At 71.7% G+C, this 18,723-nt stretch carries 19 protein-coding genes; 17 read left to right on the forward strand and 2 right to left on the reverse strand.

Going from position 1 to position 18,723, the window contains the following annotated elements; all coding sequences use genetic code 11:
* Window positions 1–212: 212 nt before the first annotated feature.
* The 3 genes from ACFY3U_RS06360 to ACFY3U_RS06370 all read left to right on the forward strand — a co-directional run bounded on the left by ACFY3U_RS06360 (window position 213) and on the right by ACFY3U_RS06370 (window position 2,675).
* Window positions 213–1,172 (forward strand): heme o synthase, encoded by a 960-nt coding sequence (locus ACFY3U_RS06360; protein WP_387195783.1) that lies wholly within the window; start codon window positions 213–215, stop codon window positions 1,170–1,172.
* A gap of 230 nt (window positions 1,173–1,402) precedes the next feature.
* The gene (locus tag ACFY3U_RS06365; RefSeq protein WP_387195787.1) at window positions 1,403–1,735 is read left to right on the forward strand and encodes a hypothetical protein; all 333 of its coding nucleotides are present in this window, start codon (window positions 1,403–1,405) and stop codon (window positions 1,733–1,735) included.
* Window positions 1,736–1,751: 16 nt separating this feature from the next.
* A complete protein-coding gene (locus tag ACFY3U_RS06370; RefSeq protein ID WP_387195995.1) occupies window positions 1,752–2,675 on the forward strand; it encodes a RimK family alpha-L-glutamate ligase in 924 nt (307 codons plus the stop codon).
* Between the two features lie 25 nt (window positions 2,676–2,700).
* Here the strand turns inward: ACFY3U_RS06370 and ACFY3U_RS06375 are convergent, their stop codons facing one another.
* Window positions 2,701–3,645: a heme A synthase gene (locus ACFY3U_RS06375; protein ID WP_387195790.1), complete on the reverse strand. Its 945-nt coding sequence runs from the start codon at window positions 3,643–3,645 to the stop codon at window positions 2,701–2,703.
* Window positions 3,646–3,761: 116 nt separating this feature from the next.
* Here ACFY3U_RS06375 and ACFY3U_RS06380 point away from each other — a divergent pair, with 116 nt between their 5' ends.
* The 10 genes from ACFY3U_RS06380 (at window position 3,762) to ACFY3U_RS06425 (ending at window position 12,515) form a co-directional block, all read left to right on the forward strand.
* The gene (locus ACFY3U_RS06380; RefSeq protein WP_387195793.1) at window positions 3,762–4,514 is read left to right on the forward strand and encodes a helix-turn-helix transcriptional regulator; all 753 of its coding nucleotides are present in this window, start codon (window positions 3,762–3,764) and stop codon (window positions 4,512–4,514) included.
* On the forward strand, window positions 4,511–5,941 hold the full coding sequence (sufB, locus tag ACFY3U_RS06385; RefSeq protein WP_387195796.1) for a Fe-S cluster assembly protein SufB: 1,431 nt from the start codon (window positions 4,511–4,513) through the stop codon (window positions 5,939–5,941). The genes ACFY3U_RS06380 and sufB overlap by 4 nt, the downstream gene beginning before the upstream one ends.
* A gap of 91 nt (window positions 5,942–6,032) precedes the next feature.
* Window positions 6,033–7,175, forward strand: coding sequence for a Fe-S cluster assembly protein SufD (gene sufD / locus ACFY3U_RS06390; RefSeq protein ID WP_387195799.1), 1,143 nt, complete (start codon window positions 6,033–6,035; stop codon window positions 7,173–7,175).
* Complete coding sequence (locus ACFY3U_RS06395; protein WP_387195802.1) at window positions 7,175–7,501, forward strand: non-heme iron oxygenase ferredoxin subunit; 327 nt, start codon at window positions 7,175–7,177, stop codon at window positions 7,499–7,501. The genes sufD and ACFY3U_RS06395 overlap by 1 nt, the downstream gene beginning before the upstream one ends.
* The gene (gene sufC, locus ACFY3U_RS06400) at window positions 7,501–8,274 is read left to right on the forward strand and encodes a Fe-S cluster assembly ATPase SufC (RefSeq protein WP_387195805.1); all 774 of its coding nucleotides are present in this window, start codon (window positions 7,501–7,503) and stop codon (window positions 8,272–8,274) included. Before ACFY3U_RS06395 ends, sufC begins: the two co-directional genes overlap by 1 nt.
* An 11-nt stretch (window positions 8,275–8,285) precedes the next feature.
* A complete protein-coding gene (locus ACFY3U_RS06405) occupies window positions 8,286–9,590 on the forward strand; it encodes a cysteine desulfurase (protein WP_387195808.1) in 1,305 nt (434 codons plus the stop codon).
* A gap of 45 nt (window positions 9,591–9,635) precedes the next feature.
* Window positions 9,636–10,109 (forward strand): Fe-S cluster assembly sulfur transfer protein SufU, encoded by a 474-nt coding sequence (gene sufU, locus ACFY3U_RS06410; protein WP_387195811.1) that lies wholly within the window; start codon window positions 9,636–9,638, stop codon window positions 10,107–10,109.
* On the forward strand, window positions 10,106–10,549 hold the full coding sequence (locus ACFY3U_RS06415) for a metal-sulfur cluster assembly factor (protein ID WP_387195814.1): 444 nt from the start codon (window positions 10,106–10,108) through the stop codon (window positions 10,547–10,549). The genes sufU and ACFY3U_RS06415 overlap by 4 nt, the downstream gene beginning before the upstream one ends.
* Window positions 10,550–11,149: 600 nt before the next feature.
* A complete protein-coding gene (locus ACFY3U_RS06420) occupies window positions 11,150–11,776 on the forward strand; it encodes a LysE family transporter (RefSeq protein WP_387195818.1) in 627 nt (208 codons plus the stop codon).
* A 73-nt stretch (window positions 11,777–11,849) separates the two neighbouring features.
* The gene (locus ACFY3U_RS06425; protein ID WP_387195821.1) at window positions 11,850–12,515 is read left to right on the forward strand and encodes an acVLRF1 family peptidyl-tRNA hydrolase; all 666 of its coding nucleotides are present in this window, start codon (window positions 11,850–11,852) and stop codon (window positions 12,513–12,515) included.
* 114 nt (window positions 12,516–12,629) lie between these two features.
* On the opposite strand, the gene ACFY3U_RS06430 is transcribed toward ACFY3U_RS06425, so the two are convergent.
* Window positions 12,630–13,544: a neutral zinc metallopeptidase gene (locus tag ACFY3U_RS06430; protein WP_387195824.1), complete on the reverse strand. Its 915-nt coding sequence runs from the start codon at window positions 13,542–13,544 to the stop codon at window positions 12,630–12,632.
* Window positions 13,545–13,780: 236 nt separating this feature from the next.
* Here ACFY3U_RS06430 and ACFY3U_RS06435 point away from each other — a divergent pair, with 236 nt between their 5' ends.
* The 4 genes from ACFY3U_RS06435 (at window position 13,781) to ACFY3U_RS06450 (ending at window position 18,708) form a co-directional block, all read left to right on the forward strand.
* Complete coding sequence (locus ACFY3U_RS06435) at window positions 13,781–15,385, forward strand: ABC-F family ATP-binding cassette domain-containing protein (RefSeq protein ID WP_387195827.1); 1,605 nt, start codon at window positions 13,781–13,783, stop codon at window positions 15,383–15,385.
* A gap of 187 nt (window positions 15,386–15,572) precedes the next feature.
* Window positions 15,573–15,800 (forward strand): helix-turn-helix domain-containing protein, encoded by a 228-nt coding sequence (locus ACFY3U_RS06440; RefSeq protein ID WP_302763103.1) that lies wholly within the window; start codon window positions 15,573–15,575, stop codon window positions 15,798–15,800.
* 46 nt (window positions 15,801–15,846) lie between these two features.
* Window positions 15,847–16,614, forward strand: coding sequence for an enoyl-CoA hydratase/isomerase family protein (locus ACFY3U_RS06445; RefSeq protein ID WP_387195831.1), 768 nt, complete (start codon window positions 15,847–15,849; stop codon window positions 16,612–16,614).
* A gap of 111 nt (window positions 16,615–16,725) precedes the next feature.
* The gene (locus tag ACFY3U_RS06450) at window positions 16,726–18,708 is read left to right on the forward strand and encodes an ABC transporter ATP-binding protein (protein ID WP_387195998.1); all 1,983 of its coding nucleotides are present in this window, start codon (window positions 16,726–16,728) and stop codon (window positions 18,706–18,708) included.
* The last annotated feature ends 15 nt before the right edge of the window (window positions 18,709–18,723 follow it).

Below are 18,723 nucleotides of genomic sequence, written 5' to 3' on the forward strand. Positions count from 1 at the left end.
TCCGCCCCGGGATCTCGGCACGCTGTTACCTACGTTTCAGTACGCCCGGTCGTTCAGTCGGCCGGGTGATCCGCCGGATGTGACCGCCCGCACCGTTGTCGGGTCGGCCGGGCAGCCAAAACGACGACGCGTAGTGTGTGGGTCGGTGTGTGGACCCCGTCCCGGGTCCCGCCGACCCGATCTCCCCTGCCGATGCCGGAAGGTGGCAATCCGTGAGCATGATCACCGAGCGCCCCGTCAGCAACTCTGCCGGGCCGCAGCCGGTGCGCACGGTGCCCGACGCCCCGGCGGCCGCCCGTCGGGACGTCCGGGCGGTGGTGTCGGCCTACGTCGCGCTGACCAAGCCGCGGATCGTCGAGCTGCTGCTGGTCACCACGGTGCCGGCGATGATGCTCGCGCACGGTGGGCTGCCGTCGCTGTGGCTGATGGCGGCGGTGCTGGTCGGCGGCTCGCTGGCGGCTGGCGCGGCCAGCGTGATCAACTGTTTCATCGACCGGGACATCGACCAGTTGATGCGGCGGACCAAGCGCCGCCCACTGCCGGCGCACACCGTCTCGCCCCGCAGCGCGCTGGTGTTCGGGCTGGTCCTGGCGGTGGTGTCGGTCGCGCTGATGGCGGCGACCACCAACCTGCTGGCGACCGGGCTGACGCTGGCCGCGATCGTCTACTACGACGTCGTCTACACGCTCTGGCTCAAGCGGACCACCACGCAGAACACCTTCTGGGGCGGGGCCTGCGGCGCCGCGCCGGTGCTGATCGGCTGGGCCGCGGTGACCGGCTCGCTGGCGCCGCAGGCCTGGGCGCTGTTCGCGGTGGTCTTCTTCTGGCAGATGCCGCACTTCTATCCGCTGGCGATGAAGTACAAGGACGACTACGCCCGCGCCGGCATCCCGATGCTGCCGGTGGTGGCCTCCGCCCGCCGGGTGAACGCCGAGATCGTGATCTTCGCCTGGCTCACCGTGCTCAGCTCGCTGGCGCTGTGGCCGATGGGGATGAGCGCCGTGTACGGGGTGCCGACGCTGGTGGTCGGCGCGATCTTCCTGGTCGAGTCGCACCGGCTCGGCCGGCGCATGGTCCGGGGCGAGGCGACCAAGCCGATGCGGCTGTTCCACTGGTCGATCACCTACCTGACCATCCTGTTCGCCGCGGTGGCCCTCGACGCGCTGCTCTGAGCGGCGTCGCCGGCCCAGTTCACGAGCCGTTTGCGAGATCTTTTCCACAGGCTGAACGACCGCCCCAAGTTGGACACATCCGGACGATGTGCCCCGCCCGTTTAATCCGCACTTGTCGGACAAGTCCGGGCAAAATTCCTTTGGTTCTCCTTAAACAGGCAGGTAATTGGCATCACAAAAGGTTCACGAATCTCGCACGTACGGGTGGATGTCTGCTTAGGCTTCGCGTCATGGCAGAAGGTTCCGATACGACGCTGACGGCTGAGCAGACCACCGAGCAGGCCCCCAACGGCCTGGTCGCAGGGATCAAGTCGTTCGCCACCGGCCACGGTGGCGCCAAGGCGGTCATCGAGTACGTCGGCAAGCGCGGCGCGCGAATCGTCCTCGTGGGCGAGGACGGAGCGTGGGCCGACCAGTTCGCCGACGACACCGTCGTCGCCCGGGAGGCGTGCGCCAAGGCCGGCGTGACCGTGGAGAACGCCTGGGAGCGTGAGTTGATGGACCAGATGCGTCCCAGCAACGACCTCTGGCGGTCGATGGCCCGGCGCACGATGGCCCGTTGACGCGTACACATAAGTGATCCACCACCATCAGGAAGCGGCCCGGGGGAGACCCCGGGTCGCTCTCGTCACCTGTGACCGGCTCGCCGACCTGGATCCGGACGACCGGCTGGTGCTCGCCCCGCTCGCCGACCGCGGCGTGCCCGCCGACGTCGCGGTCTGGGACGACCCGACCGTCGACTGGGCGGCGTACGACCTGGTCGTGCTCCGCTCCCCGTGGGACTACGCGCTGCGCCGCGACGAGTTCGTCGCCTGGGCGGACAGCGTGCCCCGGCTGGCGAACCCCGCCGACGTGGTTCGCTGGAACACCGACAAGCGCTACCTGGGCGAGCTGTCCGCGGCCGGGGTGCCCACCGTCCCGACCTCCTGGGTGCTGCCCGGCGCATCCTGGACCCCGCCCGCCGACGCCGGCGAGTACGTGATCAAGCCGGCGGTCAGCGCGGGCAGCCAGGACACCGGCCGGTATGACCTGGCCGACCCCGCGCACCGCGAGCTCGCCCTGGCCCACGTGGGCCGGCTGAGCGCCGCCGGCCGGGTCACCATGGTCCAGCCGTACCTGAGCGCGGTGGACACCGCCGGGGAGACCGCGCTGCTGCACCTGGCCGGCCCGGACGGCCTGGCGTACAGCCACGCGATCCGCAAGGGCCCGATGCTGGACGGCCCCGACCTCGGCGTCGACGGCCTCTACAAGCCGGAGGAGATCTCTGCCCGGCAGGCCACCGACGACCAGCTCGAGGTGGCACGGCGGGTGCTCGCCGCGGTGCCCGGCGGGACGGAGCGGCTGCTCTACGCCCGGGTCGACCTGATTCCCGGGCCGGACGGCACGCCGGTACTGGTCGAGTTGGAGCTCACCGAGCCCTCGCTCTTCCTCGGCTGGGCCGACGGCGCCCCCGACCGCCTCGCCGACGCGATCCAGACCCACCTGGCCGCCCGTTCCGGGTAGCGCGCGGGCGCGCCGGGCGGGATCGTCAGGCGGCGGTGGTGGCCGGGGTGCGGGTCGCCGGGGTGGCGGGGGTCGGGCCGACCGGGCGCCGCTCGCGGGTCGACCAGAGCACCGCCAGGGCGGCCAGCAGCACCAGGCAGGAGCCGAGCATGTGCGCGCCGACCAGCAGGGCCGGCAGGTGGGTGAAGTACTGCACGAAGCCGATCAGCCCCTGGGACAGCTCCACCGCCACCAGCACCGTCGCCGCCCGGGCCGGCCCGGCCGCGCCCACCGCGCGGAACGCGAACACCAGCGCCACCGACAGCCCGATCAGCAGGAACACGCCGTCCGCGTGCGCCTGGGAGATCTGCTCCGGGTCCAGGCCGTTGCGGGCCGCGCCGTGGTCGCCGGCGTGCGGGCCGCTGCCGGTCACCCAGGTGCCGACCACCAGCACCGCGACCGCGACCACCGTGGTGATCCGGGTGAGGGTACGCAGCGCCGCGGGCACCACCGGCACCACCGGGTCGTCCGGGTCGACGATCCGGCGCCACAGCGCGTACGCGGCGGCGATCACCGCCATCGAGGCGAGGAAGTGCAGCCCGACCACCCACGGGTTGAGGTGGGTCAGCACGGTGATACCGCCGAGCACCGCCTGGGCCGGGATGCCGAGCAGCACCGCCACCGCCAGCCCCAGCAGCCCCCGGCGGCGCGGCCGGTGGGCCAGCACGGCGAGCACGGTGGCCAGCGCGATGAAGCCCACCGCGAAGGCGAGCAGCCGGTTGCCGAACTCGATCACCCCGTGCACGCCCATCTCGGCGGTGGTGGTGTACGACCCGTCGGTGCACCGGGGCCAGGTGGGGCAGCCCAGACCGGACGCGGTGAGCCGGACCGCCCCACCGGTCACCACGATCGCGACGTTCGCGACGATCGAGGCGAAGGCGAGGCGGCGCAGCAGCGCGGTGGAGTCGGGGAACCGGACGGAACGCTTCACGGAGCGAATCCTACGCACCGTAGTGGACCACGATCGGGCGACTCCGCCGGGCCGGTGTTCCGGATCACCGGGACCCGGGTTTGCGGGCCCCGCACGAATTACGTAACGTTGGCGTTGTGAAATACGCGGCGGAGCTCTCCGAGCAGCTCCCGACGGCCGACCCGGCCGCCGGTACGGTCGCGTCCGCCGATCTTTCCACCCGCGACCGGGTCACCCAGCTGCTGCTGGAGCAGGGCGCGACCACCGCCGCCCAGCTCGGCTCGGCGCTCGGGCTCAGCCCGGCCGCGATCCGGCGGCACCTCGACGCGATGCTCGCCGACGGTGACGTGGTCGCCCGCGAGCAGACGGTGCGGGGCAGCCGGGGCCGGGGCCGTCCGGCCAAGGTGTTCCTGCTGACCGACGCGGCCCGGGTCCGCTGCGGCACGCACCACTACGACAACATGGCCACCGCCGCGCTGCGCTGGATCGCCCGCAGCGGCGGGCCGGACGCCGTTGAGGCGTTCGCGGCCGATCAGGTCGCCGCGTTGGAGGCCCGCTGCCGCTCCGCCATGGAGGACGCCGGCGACGAGCCGCTCGCCCGGGCGGAGGCACTCGCCGGGGCGCTCACCGCCGAGGGTTACGCTGCCAACGCGTCCACGATCGCCTCCGGCGGCCAGCTCTGTCAGCACCACTGCCCGGTGGCGCACGTGGCCGCCGAGTTCCCCCAGCTGTGCGAGGCCGAGACGGCGGTCATCTCCCGTCTGGTCGGCACCCACGTGCAGCGCCTGGCCACCATCGCGCACGGCGACGGGGTGTGCACCACGCACATCCCGGCCCAGCCGCGTGCCCAGTCCGGTAACACCGTCACCACTGTGAGGACAGATAGATGACCGAGCAGATCGTCCAGCCCCTGACCCAGGAAGAGCAGCTCGCCGCCCTCGGTCGCTACGAGTACGGCTGGTCCGACTCCGACGTCGCCGGCGCCGCCGCGCAGCGCGGCATCAACGAGGCGGTGGTGCGGGACATCTCGGCGAAGAAGAACGAGCCGGCCTGGATGCTCGACCTGCGCCTGAAGGGCCTGCGGCTGTTCGGCCGCAAGCCGATGCCGGCCTGGGGCGCGGACCTCACCGGGATCGACTTCGACAACATCAAGTACTTCGTGCGCTCCACCGAGAAGCAGGCCACCAGCTGGGAGGACCTGCCGGAGGACATCAAGAACACGTACGACAAGCTGGGCATCCCCGAGGCGGAGAAGCAGCGCCTCGTCGCCGGTGTCGCGGCGCAGTACGAGTCCGAGGTGGTCTACCACAAGATCCGCGAGGACCTCGAGGAGCAGGGTGTCCTCTTCCTGGACACCGACACCGCGCTCAAGGAGCACGAGGACGTCTTCAAGGAGTACTTCGGCACGGTGATCCCGGTCGGCGACAACAAGTTCGCCGCGCTGAACACCTCCGTGTGGTCCGGCGGCTCGTTCATCTACGTGCCGAAGGGCGTGCACGTGGAGATCCCGCTGCAGGCGTACTTCCGGATCAACACCGAGAACATGGGCCAGTTCGAGCGGACCCTGATCATCGTCGACGAGGGCGCGTACGTGCACTACGTCGAGGGCTGCACCGCGCCGCTGTACTCCTCCGACTCGCTGCACAGCGCGGTCGTGGAGATCATCGTCAAGAAGAACGCGCGCTGCCGCTACACGACCATCCAGAACTGGTCGAACAACGTCTACAACCTGGTCACCAAGCGCGCCGTCTGCCACGAGGGCGCGACCATGGAGTGGGTGGACGGCAACATCGGCTCCAAGGTCACCATGAAGTACCCGGCGGTCTACATGACCGGCGAGCACGCCAAGGGCGAGGTGCTCTCGGTGGCCATGGCCGGCGAGGGTCAGCACCAGGACGCCGGCGCCAAGATGGTGCACGCCGCGCCGCACACCAGCAGCACGATCGTGTCGAAGTCGATCGCCCGGGGCGGCGGCCGCACCTCGTACCGCGGTCTGGTGCAGGTGCTGGAGGGTTCGCACCACAGCCGCAGCACGGTCAAGTGCGACGCGCTGCTGGTCGACACCATCTCCCGCTCGGACACCTACCCGTACGTCGACATCCGCGAGGACGACGTGTCGATGGGGCACGAGGCGACCGTCTCCAAGATCAGCGACGACCAGCTCTTCTACCTGATGAGCCGGGGTCTGAGCGAGGACGAGGCGATGGCGATGATCGTGCGCGGCTTCATCGAGCCGATCGCCAAGGAGCTCCCGATGGAGTACGCCCTGGAGCTCAACCGCCTGATCGAGCTGCAGATGGAGGGCGCGGTCGGCTGACGCCGCGCGTCCGTCGGGCGGGCCGGGACACCGGCCCGCCCGCACCAGGCCCCACACCTCGCCGTCCCGGAACAGACAGACCAAGGAAGAGATGACTACCCAGGCTTCCGCGCCGCCCAGCACCAAGTCGCAGGCGCTCCGCTCGTACGACGTCGCCGACTTCCCGGCCCTCACCGGCCTGGAGGAGGAGTGGCGCTTCACCCCGCTCAAGCGGCTGCGCGGCCTGACCGGCGACGCGCAGGCCGCCACCGGTGCGGTCCGGCACGAGCACGGTGAGCTGCCCGAGGGTGTCGGCGTGACCCGGATCGGCAAGGACGACCCGCGGGTGGGCAGCGTGCTCACCCCGGTCGACCGGGTCAGCGCGCTGGCCTACGGCGGCGCCGAGCAGGCGCTGCTGGTCGAGGTGGCCAAGGACGCGGTGGTGGCCGAGCCGGTGACCCTGCGGGTGGTCGGCGACGGCGCCGACCAGCTGGCCTTCGGGCACACCTTCGTCGACGTCGGCCGGTTCGCCGAGGTGACGCTGGTGCTGGAGCACGCCGGCTCGACCACGCTGGCCGACAACGTCGAGGTGGCGGTGGCCGACGGGGCGAAGCTGACCCTGGTCACGGTGGCCGACTGGGCGGCCGACGCGGTGCAGGCGCAGCACCTCAAGGTCAAGCTCGGCCGGGACGCCAAGGTGATCCACATCCAGGTCAGCCTCGGTGGTGACCTGGTCCGGCAGTACACCTCGGTGGAGTACACCGGTCGCGGGGGCGAGGCCGAGCTGTACGGCGTCTACTTCGCCGACGGCGGCCAGCACCTGGAGCACCGTCAGCTGGTCGATCACAACGTGCCGGACTGCCGCTCCTACGTCGGCTACCGTGGTGCGCTGCAGGGCGAGGACGCGCACACCGTCTGGGTCGGCGACGTGCTGATCCGCGCCGAGGCGACCGGCACCGACACGTACGAGATCAACCGGAACCTGCTGCTCTCCGACGGCGCCCGGGCGGACTCCGTACCCAATCTGGAGATCGAGACCGGCGAGATCGCCGGCGCCGGCCACGCCAGCGCGACCGGCCGCTTCGACGACGAGCAGCTGTTCTACCTGATGGCCCGGGGCATCCCGGAGGGCGAGGCCCGTCGCCTGGTGGTCCGCGGCTTCTTCGCCGAGCTGATCAACAAGATCCCGGTCGAGGAGCTGCGCGAGCGGCTCGGTGACGCGATCGAGGCCCGTCTGGCGAAGGCCGGCGCCTGATGATCAAGATCTGCTCGACCGAGGACGTGCCGAAGGGCACCGCGATCAGCGCCGACGTGGACGGCACGAAGATCGCCCTCGTGCACGGCGAGGACGACCGGTTCTACGCCGTGTACGACGAGTGCTCGCACGCCGCGGTCGCCCTGTCCGAGGGCGAGATCGAGGGCTGCACGCTGGAATGCTGGCTGCACGGATCTCGTTTCGACCTGCGGACAGGTGAGCCTACCGGGCTGCCCGCCACCGAACCCGTACCCGTCTATCCCGTCGAAGTCCGCGACGGCGACATCTACGTCAGTCTGACGCCGAGCAATGGAGTGACCCGCTGATGAGCACCCTGGAGATCCGCGACCTGAAGGTGTCGGTCAAGCTGCCCGAGGGTGAGCTCAAGCCGATCCTGGCCGGCGTCGACCTGACCGTCCGGTCGGGGGAGACCCACGCCATCATGGGCCCGAACGGCTCCGGCAAGTCGACCCTGGCGTACTCGATCGCCGGCCACCCGAAGTACGAGATCACCGGCGGCACGGTGACCCTCGACGGCGAGGACGTGCTGGCCATGTCCGTCGACGAGCGGGCCCGCGCCGGCCTCTTCCTGGCCATGCAGTACCCGGTCGAGGTGCCCGGCGTCTCGGTGGCCAACTTCCTGCGTACCGCCAAGACCGCCATCGACGGCGAGGCGCCGAAGCTGCGCACCTGGGGTGGCGAGCTGCGCGGCGCCATGGAGAAGCTCCAGATGGACCCGGCGTTCGCCCAGCGCAACGTCAACGAGGGCTTCTCCGGCGGCGAGAAGAAGCGGCACGAGATCGTCCAGCTGGAGCTGCTCAAGCCGAAGATCGCGATCCTCGACGAGACCGACTCCGGCCTCGACGTGGACGCGCTGCGGGTGGTCAGCGAGGGCGTGAACCGGGTGCGCGACACCGGCGACACCGGCCTGCTGCTGATCACCCACTACACCCGGATCCTGCGCTACATCAAGCCCGACTTCGTGCACGTCTTCGTGGCCGGCCGGATCGTCGAGCAGGGCGGCCCGGAGCTGGCCGACAAGCTCGAGGCCGAGGGCTACGAGCGGTACGCGGCCGGGGCCGGTTCGGCGCGGGCCTGACCGGACACCCGATGACCTCCCTGACGATCCCGGCGGGCATGCCGCAGTACGACGACGTGCCCCGGTTCGACGTGGCCGCGGTCCGTGCCGACTTCCCGATCCTGGACCGGGAGGTCAACGGGCACCCGCTGGTCTACCTCGACAGCGCCAACACCTCGCACAAGCCGCGCCAGGTGCTCGACGCGCTGCACGAGCACTACGCGATGCACAACGCCAACGTGTCGCGCTCGGTGCACACCCTGGGCACCGAGGCGACCGAGGCGTACGAGGGCGCCCGGGCGAAGGTGGCCGCCTTCATCAACGCGCCGAGCGTGGACGAGGTGGTGTTCACCAAGAACTCCACCGAGGCGATCAACATCGTGGCGTACGCGTTCTCCAACGCCTCGCTGCGCGCGGACGCCGACCCGCGCTTCCGGCTCGGCCCGGGCGACGAGATCGTGATCTCCGAGATGGAGCACCACTCGAACATCGTCCCGTGGCAGCTGCTGGCCGAGCGGACCGGCGCGACCCTGCGCTGGTTCCCGGTCACCGACGGCGGGCGGCTGGACGAGTCGGGCCTGGACGAGCTGATCACCGAGCGGACGAAGATCGTCTCGCTGGTGCACGTCTCCAACATCCTCGGCACGATCAACGCCACCTCGCGGATCACCCAGCGGGTCCGTGAGGTCGGCGCGCTGCTGCTGCTGGACTGCTCGCAGTCGGTGCCGCACCTGCCGACGGACGTGGTCGACCTGGACGCCGACTTCATCGTCTTCACCGGGCACAAGATGCTCGGCCCGACCGGCATCGGCGTGCTCTGGGGCCGGGGCGAGCTGCTCGCCGCGATGCCCCCGGTCTACGGCGGCGGCTCGATGATCGAGACGGTCACCATGGCCCGGTCCACGTTCGCCGCGCCACCGGCCCGGTTCGAGGCCGGCACCCCGCCGATCGCCGAGGCGGTCGCGCTCGGCGCGGCGGTGGACTACCTCACCGGCGTCGGCATGCCGGCGATCCAGTGGCACGAGAAGGAGCTGACGGCGTACGCGCTGGACGCCCTGGCCACCGTGCCCGGGCTGCGGATCTTCGGCCCGACCGTGCCGGTCGGCCGGGGCGGCACGATCTCGTTCGCCCTCGGCGACGTGCACCCGCACGACGTCGGGCAGGTGCTCGACTCGCTCGGGGTGCAGGTGCGGGTGGGGCACCACTGCGCCAAGCCGGTGTGCACCCGGTTCGGCGTGCCGGCCATGACCCGGGCGTCGTTCTACCTGTACACCACCACGGCGGAGATCGACGCGCTGGTGGCGGGCCTGGAGCAGGTGCGGAAGGTGTTCGAATGAGCCGGGCGACGCAGGAGCCGGGCGAGTCGACGGGAGGTCAGCCTGATGCAGCTTGACACTCTTTACCAGGAGATCATCCTGGACCACTACAAGCACCCGCATGGCCGTGGCCTGCGCGACGCCGCCCCGGACGCCCGGGTCGCCGAGGCGCACCACGTGAACCCGACCTGCGGTGACGAGATCACCGTCCGGGTCGCCGCCGACGGCGACACGCTGGACGACATCTCGTACGACGGCATGGGCTGCTCGATCAGCCAGGCGTCGGCGAGCGTGCTGCACGAGCTGCTGCGCGGTCGGGGCGCGGAGGAGGCGTTCGCCGTGCACGCGGCGTTCGTCGAGTTGATGTCCGGCCGTGGCCAGGTCACGCCGGACGAGGACGTGCTCGGAGACGGGGTGGCGTTCGCGGGCGTCGCCCGCTACCCCGCCCGGGTCAAGTGCGCGCTGTTGCCGTGGATGGCGTTCAAGGACGCCGCGGCACGCGCCGGTGTGGGTGTCACCCCGACGGAGGTTAAGGCATGAGCAGCGAGCAGACCGCGACCGAGGCGACGCCGGAGACCGGCGACGCCGTCACGACGCCGCAGGCCGGTGCCGTAGCGACCGAGGGCGCCGGCGACGCCGCCCCGGCGGCTGGCGGCAAGGCCGCCATCGCCGACATCGAGGAGGCGATGAAGGACGTCGTCGACCCCGAGCTGGGCATCAACGTGGTCGACCTGGGCCTGGTGTACGGGGTGCACGTCGACGACCAGAACGTCGCCACCCTGGACATGACGCTCACCTCGGCGGCCTGCCCGCTGACCGACGTGATCGAGGACCAGGCCCGGCAGGCGCTGACCACCGGCCCGGGCGGCGGCCTGGTCGACGACATCCGGATCAACTGGGTCTGGCTGCCGCCGTGGGGCCCCGACAAGATCACCGACGAGGGGCGCGACCAGCTCCGCTCGCTCGGCTTCAACGTCTGACGTACTGATCGTCCTCGAGGGCGCGGCACCCCCCCCGGGTGCCGCGCCCTCGCTCCGTCCTGGGGGCATCGGACGGCTCCGCGTCGTCAGGCCGACAGCCGCCCGCTGCAGGCGGCCGGCCGGTTTCGGCCCGGTCAGCCCCGCAGACTCGGCACCGCAGGTCCGGCTGCGAGGGTGCCTCCCCAGACGCTACGGAGCTGATGACGCAAACGAATCGCCCATGGACGACGCGGAGTGGACGCGCGCGCTACAGTGCCGACCTGCCACCACGCCAAGCTCTGCGCCCACGGACGCGACAGTGACTCTCTGCCACGCCTGGAAAATCGGCCAGCTCGACAGCTCGCACGTTTCCGCAGCTAATAGCGGTGTCGCCTCCGTGGCAGCAGAGCAAAGCGTCCGACGCGGACGGCGGCCCGCCGGGGCGAAGGTCACCTGAAGTAGCCAGCTGCCCCGACGAAAACCGCTGGTCCGATCGGGCCGGTCGGCGCACGATGGGCGGGTGATCGAGGCGTACCCGAAGCAGGTCCCTGTCCGTGCGGCCACCGCCGCGCGTCGACAGCGGACCGTGCCCGGGCGTGCCTCGGCCCGCCGCCGACCGTCGTGACCGCCGCGTTCCTGGCCGGGCTGATCGCCGGCTACGGCGTCGCGGTGCCGGTCGGCGCCATCGCGGTGCTCGTCCTCGGGCTCAGCGCGCGCACCTCGTTCCGGGTCGGCGCGGCCGGCGCGCTCGGCGTGGCCACCGCCGACGGGCTCTACGCCACCGTCGCGGTGCTCGGCGGCGCGGCCATCGCCGGGCTGATCACGCCGATCGCCGGCCCGCTGCGGGTGGCCGCGGCCGTGGTGCTGCTCGCCCTCGCGGGGCACGGCGCGTGGCGGGCCCTGCGCCCGCGACCCACAGCCACCGCGCCGGGAGCCGGGCGGGGGATGGGCACGCCGATCCGCGCGTACGCGGGGGTGCTGGCGCTGACCCTGCTCAACCCCGCCACCGTGGTCTACTTCGCGGCGCTGGTGCTCGGTCGCGGCGGTGTGGGCGCGGGTGGTCCGGCGGCCGGCGCGCTCTTCGTGCTCGGCGCTTTCCTCGCCTCGGCCAGCTGGCAACTGTTGATCGCCGGCGGCGGCAGCCTGGTCGGGCGGGTGCTGGCCGGGCCGCGCGGCCGGCGCGCGACCGCGCTGGCGTCCAGCGTGATCATTGCCGCCCTGGCGTTCGTCGTCCTGCTGGGTCGCTAGCGGCCCGACCGCCGTCGGCCGGCCGCAACCGGGCCTGCCGCCATCGGCCGGCGTCGTGCCGTACGGTCGGATCATGAGCAGCCGACCCGCAGCCGGCGGCGGCCGGTGGGTCGAGGTGGCCCCCGGCCGGATCGCGCGCTGGGTCGAGGGCTTCACCGACCGGCACGGCCCGCCCGCCACGACCGTCCAGGGGTACGGGCTGCGCCTGGCCGCCCCCGACGGCGCCACCGCCGACCTGCACGCACCACCGGGCGCGCCGTCCGCCGTCGACCTGACCGGATTCGTCGCCGCGGCGACCGAGCCCCGCCGGCTCGGCCTGCTGCTGGCCCGCAAGGGTTCGGTGGCGGTGGGTGTCGCGGCGGGGGAGGAGCTCGAGGTGTCCAAGGTGGACACCCGGTACGTGCAGGGGCGCACGGCCGCCGGCGGCTGGTCACAGCACCGCTTCGCCCGGCGGCGGGACAATCAGGCGAAGGCGGCGCTCGGCGAGGCGGCCGACCTGGCCGTACGGCTGCTGCTGCCGGCGGCTCCGACGCTGGCCGCGCTGGTCTGCGGCGGTGACCGGCGGGCGGTGGACACCGTGCTGGCCGACCGGCGGCTCGCGCCGCTGATGGCGCTGCGCGCGGAGCGGCTGCTGGACGTGCCCGAGCCCCGGCACGCGGTGCTGCTCGACGCGATCGCGGCGGCCCGCGCGGTCCGGGTCCTGGTCCGCGACCCGGACCCGGTCGATTCGGGGGCCTGACCTGCGCTCCCGCCGCCGCAGGCGGGCCGATGTCGCTGCGGTGAGCAGGGCGGGAGCCACTACGGCGGCGGCCGCCGGGCGGGTGCCCGGCGGCCGCGGTGGGTGGTGCGTCGGTCAGAGGTTGCCGGCGAAGGTGTCGCAGGTCTTCGGGTCACCGCTGTTGTAGCCCTGCTCGAACCACTTCTGCCGCTGGGCGGCGGTGCCGTGGGTGTACGAGCTCGGGTCGTTGCCCCGGCCGGACTTCTGCTGGATGGCGTCGTCGCCGATCGCGCCGGCGGTGTCCACCGCGTCCTTGATGTCCTGCTCGGTGATCGACTTGAAGATCGCCACGTTGTTCTTGGCCTTGGTCTCGGTGGCGTGGTGCGCCCAGGCGCCCGCGAAGCAGTCCGCCTGCAGCTCCAGCCGGACGGAGTTGGAGGTGGGCCCGGTCTTGCCGTCCTGCGCCTTGGCCTCGGTGCCGAGCAGGTCCTGGACGTGGTGGCCGTACTCGTGGGCGAGCACGTAGGGCTGGGGGAACTCGCCCTTGACGCCGAACTGCGACTCCAGCGTGTCGTAGAAGCTCAGGTCGATGTAGACGTGCTTGTCGGCGGGGCAGTAGAACGGGCCGACGCCGGAGTCGGCCTGACCGCAGCCGGTGTTCACGTTGTTGCTGAAGAACCGGGTGGTGACCGGCTGGTACTGGTCGCCGAAGGCCTTCGGCATCGCGTCCTTCCAGTAGTCCTGGATGGAGTTGACGTAGAGGTTGTTGCGGCAGTCCTCGGTCTTGGTCGCGCTCGCGGAGCACTCGGCTTCCAGGCTGGAGTTGTCGGCCGGCTGGTCGCCGCCGCCTCCGCCGCCCATCTGGCTGAGCCCGAACCCACCACCGAGCAGCGCCACCACCACGGCGATGATGATGCCGATCAGGCCACCGCCCCGGCCGCCGCCCCCGGGGATCGGGATCCCGAGGCCTCCGCCCCCGCCGCCTCCGCCAGATCCACGCATGTCCTCTACCTGACTGGTGTCGACCTGCGCGTTCTCGTTCAGCTCCATCGTGACCTCGATCGCGTGAAATGTCCTGTGGTACGCCGTCAGCGCCGGACCGGGTCCGGACGGCGGTTCGATACCCGATGATCTTGCTCGGTAATCCGACCTGGACGACGCCCCGGTACACTTGTCGGGTGCTGCTCTGCGAAGGCTGAACCGCCCCGCACCGACGGTCCCCGGCCGCGGTGCGTTTCGCGTGCCCTGAGTCAGCCCTTCCGGACCCCGAGAGCGAGTTCCCCGACATGATCACTGCCACCGGCCTGGAGTTGCGCGCCGGCGCCCGGATCCTGCTGTCCGACACCACCCTGCGGGTGCAGCCGGGCGACCGGATCGGCCTGGTCGGCCGCAACGGCGCCGGCAAGACCACCACCCTCAAGGTGCTGGCCGGCGAGGGGCAGCCGTACGCGGGCGAGATCGACCGGCGCAGCGCGATCGGCTACCTGCCGCAGGACCCGCGCACCGGCGACCTGGAGGTCACCGGCCGGGACCGGGTGCTCTCCGCCCGCGGCCTGGACGTGCTGATGGCCCAGATGAAGCAGGTCGAGGAGCAGCTCGCCGAGAACCCGGAGGACAAGCTGGTCCGCCGGTACGGCGCGCTGGAGGACCAGTTCGCCGCGCTCGGTGGGTACGCCGCCGAGGCCGAGGCCGCCCGGATCTGCGCCAACCTGGGTCTGCCCGACCGGGCCCTCGCGCAGACCATCGGCACCCTCTCCGGCGGTCAGCGCCGCCGCATCGAGCTGGCCCGGATCCTGTTCCGCGACGCCGGCGAGAACGGCGGCGGCATCCTGCTGCTCGACGAGCCGACCAACCACCTGGACGCCGACTCGATCACCTGGCTGCGCGGCTTCCTGGCCAACCACAAGGGCGGCCTGATCGTGATCTCCCACGACGGCTCGCTGCTGGAGTCGGTGGTCAACAAGGTCTGGTTCCTGGACGCCACCCGGTCCGTGGTGGACGTCTACAACCTGGGCTGGAAGGCGTACCTGGAGGCGCGGGAGACCGACGAGCGGCGCCGCCGCCGGGAGCGGGCCAACGCCGAGAAGAAGGCCGGCGCGCTGATGGCCCAGGCGGACAAGATGCGGGCCAAGGCCACCAAGACCGTCGCCGCGCAGAACATGGCTCGCCGGGCCGAGAAGCTGATCTCCGGCCTGGAGGAGGTACGCGTCTCCGACAAGGTGGCGAAGGTCCGCTTCCCGAACCCGGCGCCGTGCGGCAAGACCCCGCTCACCGCCAGCGGCCTGTCCAAGTCGTACGGGTCGCTGGAGATCTTCACCGACGTCAACGTGGCGGTGGACCGCGGCTCCCGGGTGGCCATCCTCGGGCTCAACGGCGCCGGCAAGACCACCCTGCTGCGGATGCTCGGCGGCCTGCTCCCGCCGGACACCGGCGAGGTGCACGCCGGGCACGGGCTGCGGCTGGGCTACTACGCCCAGGAGCACGAGACGCTGGACGTCGAGCGCACGGTCCTGGAGAACATGCGGGCCGCCGCGATCGAGCAGTCCGACACCGACCTGCGCAAGATCCTCGGCGCGTTCCTCTTCTCCGGTGACGACGTGGACAAGCCGGCCGGGGTGCTCTCCGGCGGGGAGAAGACCCGGCTGGCCCTGTCGACGCTGGTCTGCTCCGGGGCGAACGTGCTGCTGCTGGACGAGCCGACGAACAACCTCGACCCGGTCAGCCGGGAGCAGGTGCTCGACGCGATCGCCAACTATCCCGGGGCGATCGTGCTGGTCACCCACGACCCGGGCGCGGTGCTCGCGCTCAAGCCCGACCGGGCCATCCTGCTGCCCGACGGTGACGAGGACGCCTGGAGCGACGACCTGCTGGAACTGGTCGAGCTGGCCTGACGGCGGCGCACCACACCCGGGTGCGTCGGATCATCGTCGGCCGGTCGGCAGGATCACTCGATCGGGAAGCTGACACTGCATAGCGTGTCGGTTGGCGAAGAGTTGATATCTGGCGCATGATCGTTCGAGGCGGTCTAATAGGTGGGACCGTATCCGAACCGCACAGTCTGGGACGTGAGGAATCAGCATGGCAGCCACTGGCACAGCCACCAGCACTGAGAAGGGTCGCCGGATCGTCGGGGCCGAGCGTCAGACGCTCGCCAAGGACCTGGTAAAGCGGTACACCGCCGGGGAGAGCATCCGTTCGCTGGCGGCCTCGACCGGCCGTTCCTACGGGTTCATCCACCGGGTGCTCACCGAGTCCGGGGTGCAGCTGCGTCAGCGCGGCGGCGCCCGGCGCCGCAAGAAGGCGTGACCCGCCCACCGGCGTCGTTTCTCTGCGCCGCGCTCCGGGGGGTCGGGTGACCACCGAGACCACCGGGGTGCGCCTCCACTGCGACGGGCCGGTCGCGACGGTGACGTTGTGCCGGCCCGACGTGCTCAACGCCCAGACGCCCGCCATCTGGCAGGCGATGAGCGACTTCTCCCGCGACCTGCCCGGTGACGTCCGGGTGGTCGTGGTACGCGGCGAGGGCCGGGCCTTCTCCGCCGGCCTCGACCTGTCGGTGGCCGGCGCCTCCGGCCCGGGTTCCTTCGCCGAGCTGGCGACCCTGCCCGAGCAGGAGTGCGCCGAGCGCATCGCGGAGTACCAGCAGGGCTTCACCTGGCTGCACCGGCCGGACGTGATCTCGGTGGCGGCCGTCCAGGGGCACGCCATCGGCGCCGGCTTCCAGCTCGCCCTGGCCTGCGACCTGCGGGTGCTCGCCGAGGACGCCAAGCTGTCGATGGCCGAGGTCACCCTCGGCCTGGTGCCCGACCTGGCCGGCACCCGGCGCCTGGTCGAGCTGGTCGGCTACTCCCGCGCACTGGAGATCTGCGCCACCGGCCGCCGGATGGACGCCGCCGAGGCCGACCGGATCGGCCTGGCCACCCTGGTGGTGCCGAACGCCGAGCTGGACGCCGCGGTGCGGGACCTGACCGCCGGCCTGCTCGCCGCAAACCGCGACGCGGTGGTGGAGATCAAGGCGCTGATCGCCGGCGCCGTCACCCGCAGCCACGCGCAGCAGCAGCGCGCCGAGCGCGAGGCGCAGACCCGCCGGCTGCGCGACCTGGCCGGCCGGGGAGAATAGTAAGGACCGCTCGGGAAGACCCGGGTTACTCGCGAGGTTGTCGTAGTCGTCGGGAGAATTGACCCGACGGCGCGCGCTGCCACGACCCGGAGGTGACTGATGTCCAGCCCGATGCACGGTGGCGGCATGGCCGGGTGGAGCATGCTCCGGTCGATCCGCAGCCGCGACGAGGTCTCCGGCCACCAACTGACCCGGGGCACCGCCCGCCGGATCGTCGCCTTCGCCCGGCCGTACCGGCGCGACATCATCGTCTTCCTGGTCACCGTGGTGATCGCGGCGATCATCGGGGTGGCCACCCCGGTGCTGGCCGGCGACGTGATCAACACGATCACCCGGGGCGGCACCGAGGCCGGCGGCACCATCGTCCGGCTGGCGCTGATCATCGCGGCGCTGGCCGTCGCCGACGCGCTGTTCTCGCTGGCCCAGCGGTGGTATTCGGCCCGGATCGGCGAGGGGATCATCCTCGACCTGCGCACCCGGGTCTACGACCATGTCCAGCGGATGCCGCTGCAGTTCTTCACCCGCACCCAGACCGGGGCGCTGGTCAGCCGGCTCAACAACGACGTGATGGGCGCCCAGCGGGCGTTCACCTCCACCCTGTCCGGCGTGGTCAGCAACGTGATCCAGCTGGTGCTCACCGCCGGGGTGATGTTCACCCTCTCCTGGCAGATCACCACCCTGTCGCTGGTCATGCTGCCGATCTTCATCATCCCGGCCCGCCGGGTCGGCAAGCGGCTGGCCGAGATCACCCGGGAGTCGTACAACCTCGACGCCAAGATGAACGCGACCATGACCGAGCGGTTCGGGGTGTCCGGGGCGCTGCTGGTCAAGCTCTTCGGCGCGCCCGAGGTCGAGGCCCGCCGGTTCGCCGGCCGGGCCGAGCGGGTCCGTGACATCGGCATCCAGTCCGCGATGTACTCGCGCACCTTCTTCGTGGCGATGCTGCTGGTCGCCTCGCTGGCCCAGGCGCTGACCTACGGGCTCGGCGGCTGGCTGGCGGTCACCGGCGGCGTCAGCGCCGGCACCGTGGTGACGCTCGCGCTGCTGCTCACCCGCCTCTACGGCCCGCTCACCGCGCTGTCCAACGTCCGGGTCGACGTGATGAGCGCGCTGGTCTCCTTCGACCGGGTCTTCGAGGTGCTCGACCTGCGCCCCGGCATCCAGGAGAAGCCCGGCGCGGTCCCGGTGCCACGCGGCGCCGCCCGGGTCGAGTTCCACGACGTCCGGTTCCGCTACCCGGCCGCCTCCGAGGTCTCCCTGGCCTCGCTGGAGGAGGTCGCCACGCTGGACCGTACGGTCAACGAGCCGGTGCTCAAGGGCGTCTCGTTCACCGTTGAGCCGGGTCAGATGGTCGCCCTGGTCGGGCCGTCCGGCGCGGGCAAGTCGACGCTGTCCATGCTGATCTCCCGGATCTACGACGTCAGCGACGGCGAGGTACGCGTCGGCGGGGTCGACGTCCGGGACGCCACCCTCGCCTCGCTGCGCGACGAGATCGGCGTGGTCACCCAGGATTCGCACCTGTTCCACGAGACGATCGCCGAGAACCTCCGCTACGCCAAGCCGGACGCCACCGACGACGAGATCTGGGCCGCGCTGGCCGGCGCGCAGATCGGCGACCTGGTGCGCTCGCTGCCGGACGGTCTGGAGACCATGGTCGGTGAGCGCGGCTACCGCTTCTCCGGCGGCGAGAAGCAGCGCATCGCGATCGCCCGGCTGCTGCTCAAGGCGCCGTCGATCGTGATCCTCGACGAGGCCACCGCGCACCTCGACTCGGAGAGCGAGGCGGCGGTGCAGCGGGCGCTGGCGGTGGCGCTGACCGGGCGTACCGCGCTGGTCATCGCGCACCGGCTCTCCACCGTGCGGGACGCCGACCAGATCCTCGTCCTCGACGACGGGCGGATCGTGGAGCGCGGCCGGCACGACGAGCTGGTCGCCGTCGGCGGCCTCTACGCGGAGCTGTACCGCACCCAGTTCGCCGTCGCGGACTCGCCCGCCCCGTACGCGGACGCCATCGAGCCCGAGCCGATCATCACCACGGTGCCGATGGGCACGTACGTCGCCCAGGAGGCCATGCCGCCCGCCGCGGCCAACTGACCGTGATCGGCTCGG

The sequence above is a fragment of the Micromonospora sp. NPDC000089 genome (assembly GCF_042899365.1).
GTDB lineage: Bacteria > Actinomycetota > Actinomycetes > Mycobacteriales > Micromonosporaceae > Micromonospora.

What these genes read in the sequence shown, in the direction of transcription:
- ACFY3U_RS06365 (WP_387195787.1), top strand. Translation starts at nt 1,403, where the DNA reads ATGGCAGAAGGTTCCGATACGACGCTGACGGCTGAGCAGACCACCGAG.
- sufB (WP_387195796.1), top strand. Translation starts at nt 4,511, where the DNA reads ATGACCGAGCAGATCGTCCAGCCCCTGACCCAGGAAGAGCAGCTCGCC.
- sufD (WP_387195799.1), top strand. Translation starts at nt 6,033, where the DNA reads ATGACTACCCAGGCTTCCGCGCCGCCCAGCACCAAGTCGCAGGCGCTC.
- ACFY3U_RS06395 (WP_387195802.1), top strand. Translation starts at nt 7,175, where the DNA reads ATGATCAAGATCTGCTCGACCGAGGACGTGCCGAAGGGCACCGCGATC.
- sufC (WP_387195805.1), top strand. Translation starts at nt 7,501, where the DNA reads ATGAGCACCCTGGAGATCCGCGACCTGAAGGTGTCGGTCAAGCTGCCC.
- ACFY3U_RS06405 (WP_387195808.1), top strand. Translation starts at nt 8,286, where the DNA reads ATGACCTCCCTGACGATCCCGGCGGGCATGCCGCAGTACGACGACGTG.
- sufU (WP_387195811.1), top strand. Translation starts at nt 9,636, where the DNA reads ATGCAGCTTGACACTCTTTACCAGGAGATCATCCTGGACCACTACAAG.
- ACFY3U_RS06415 (WP_387195814.1), top strand. Translation starts at nt 10,106, where the DNA reads ATGAGCAGCGAGCAGACCGCGACCGAGGCGACGCCGGAGACCGGCGAC.
- ACFY3U_RS06425 (WP_387195821.1), top strand. Translation starts at nt 11,850, where the DNA reads ATGAGCAGCCGACCCGCAGCCGGCGGCGGCCGGTGGGTCGAGGTGGCC.
- ACFY3U_RS06430 (WP_387195824.1), bottom strand. Translation starts at nt 13,544, where the DNA reads ATGGAGCTGAACGAGAACGCGCAGGTCGACACCAGTCAGGTAGAGGAC.
- ACFY3U_RS06435 (WP_387195827.1), top strand. Translation starts at nt 13,781, where the DNA reads ATGATCACTGCCACCGGCCTGGAGTTGCGCGCCGGCGCCCGGATCCTG.
- ACFY3U_RS06440 (WP_302763103.1), top strand. Translation starts at nt 15,573, where the DNA reads ATGGCAGCCACTGGCACAGCCACCAGCACTGAGAAGGGTCGCCGGATC.
- ACFY3U_RS06450 (WP_387195998.1), top strand. Translation starts at nt 16,726, where the DNA reads ATGCACGGTGGCGGCATGGCCGGGTGGAGCATGCTCCGGTCGATCCGC.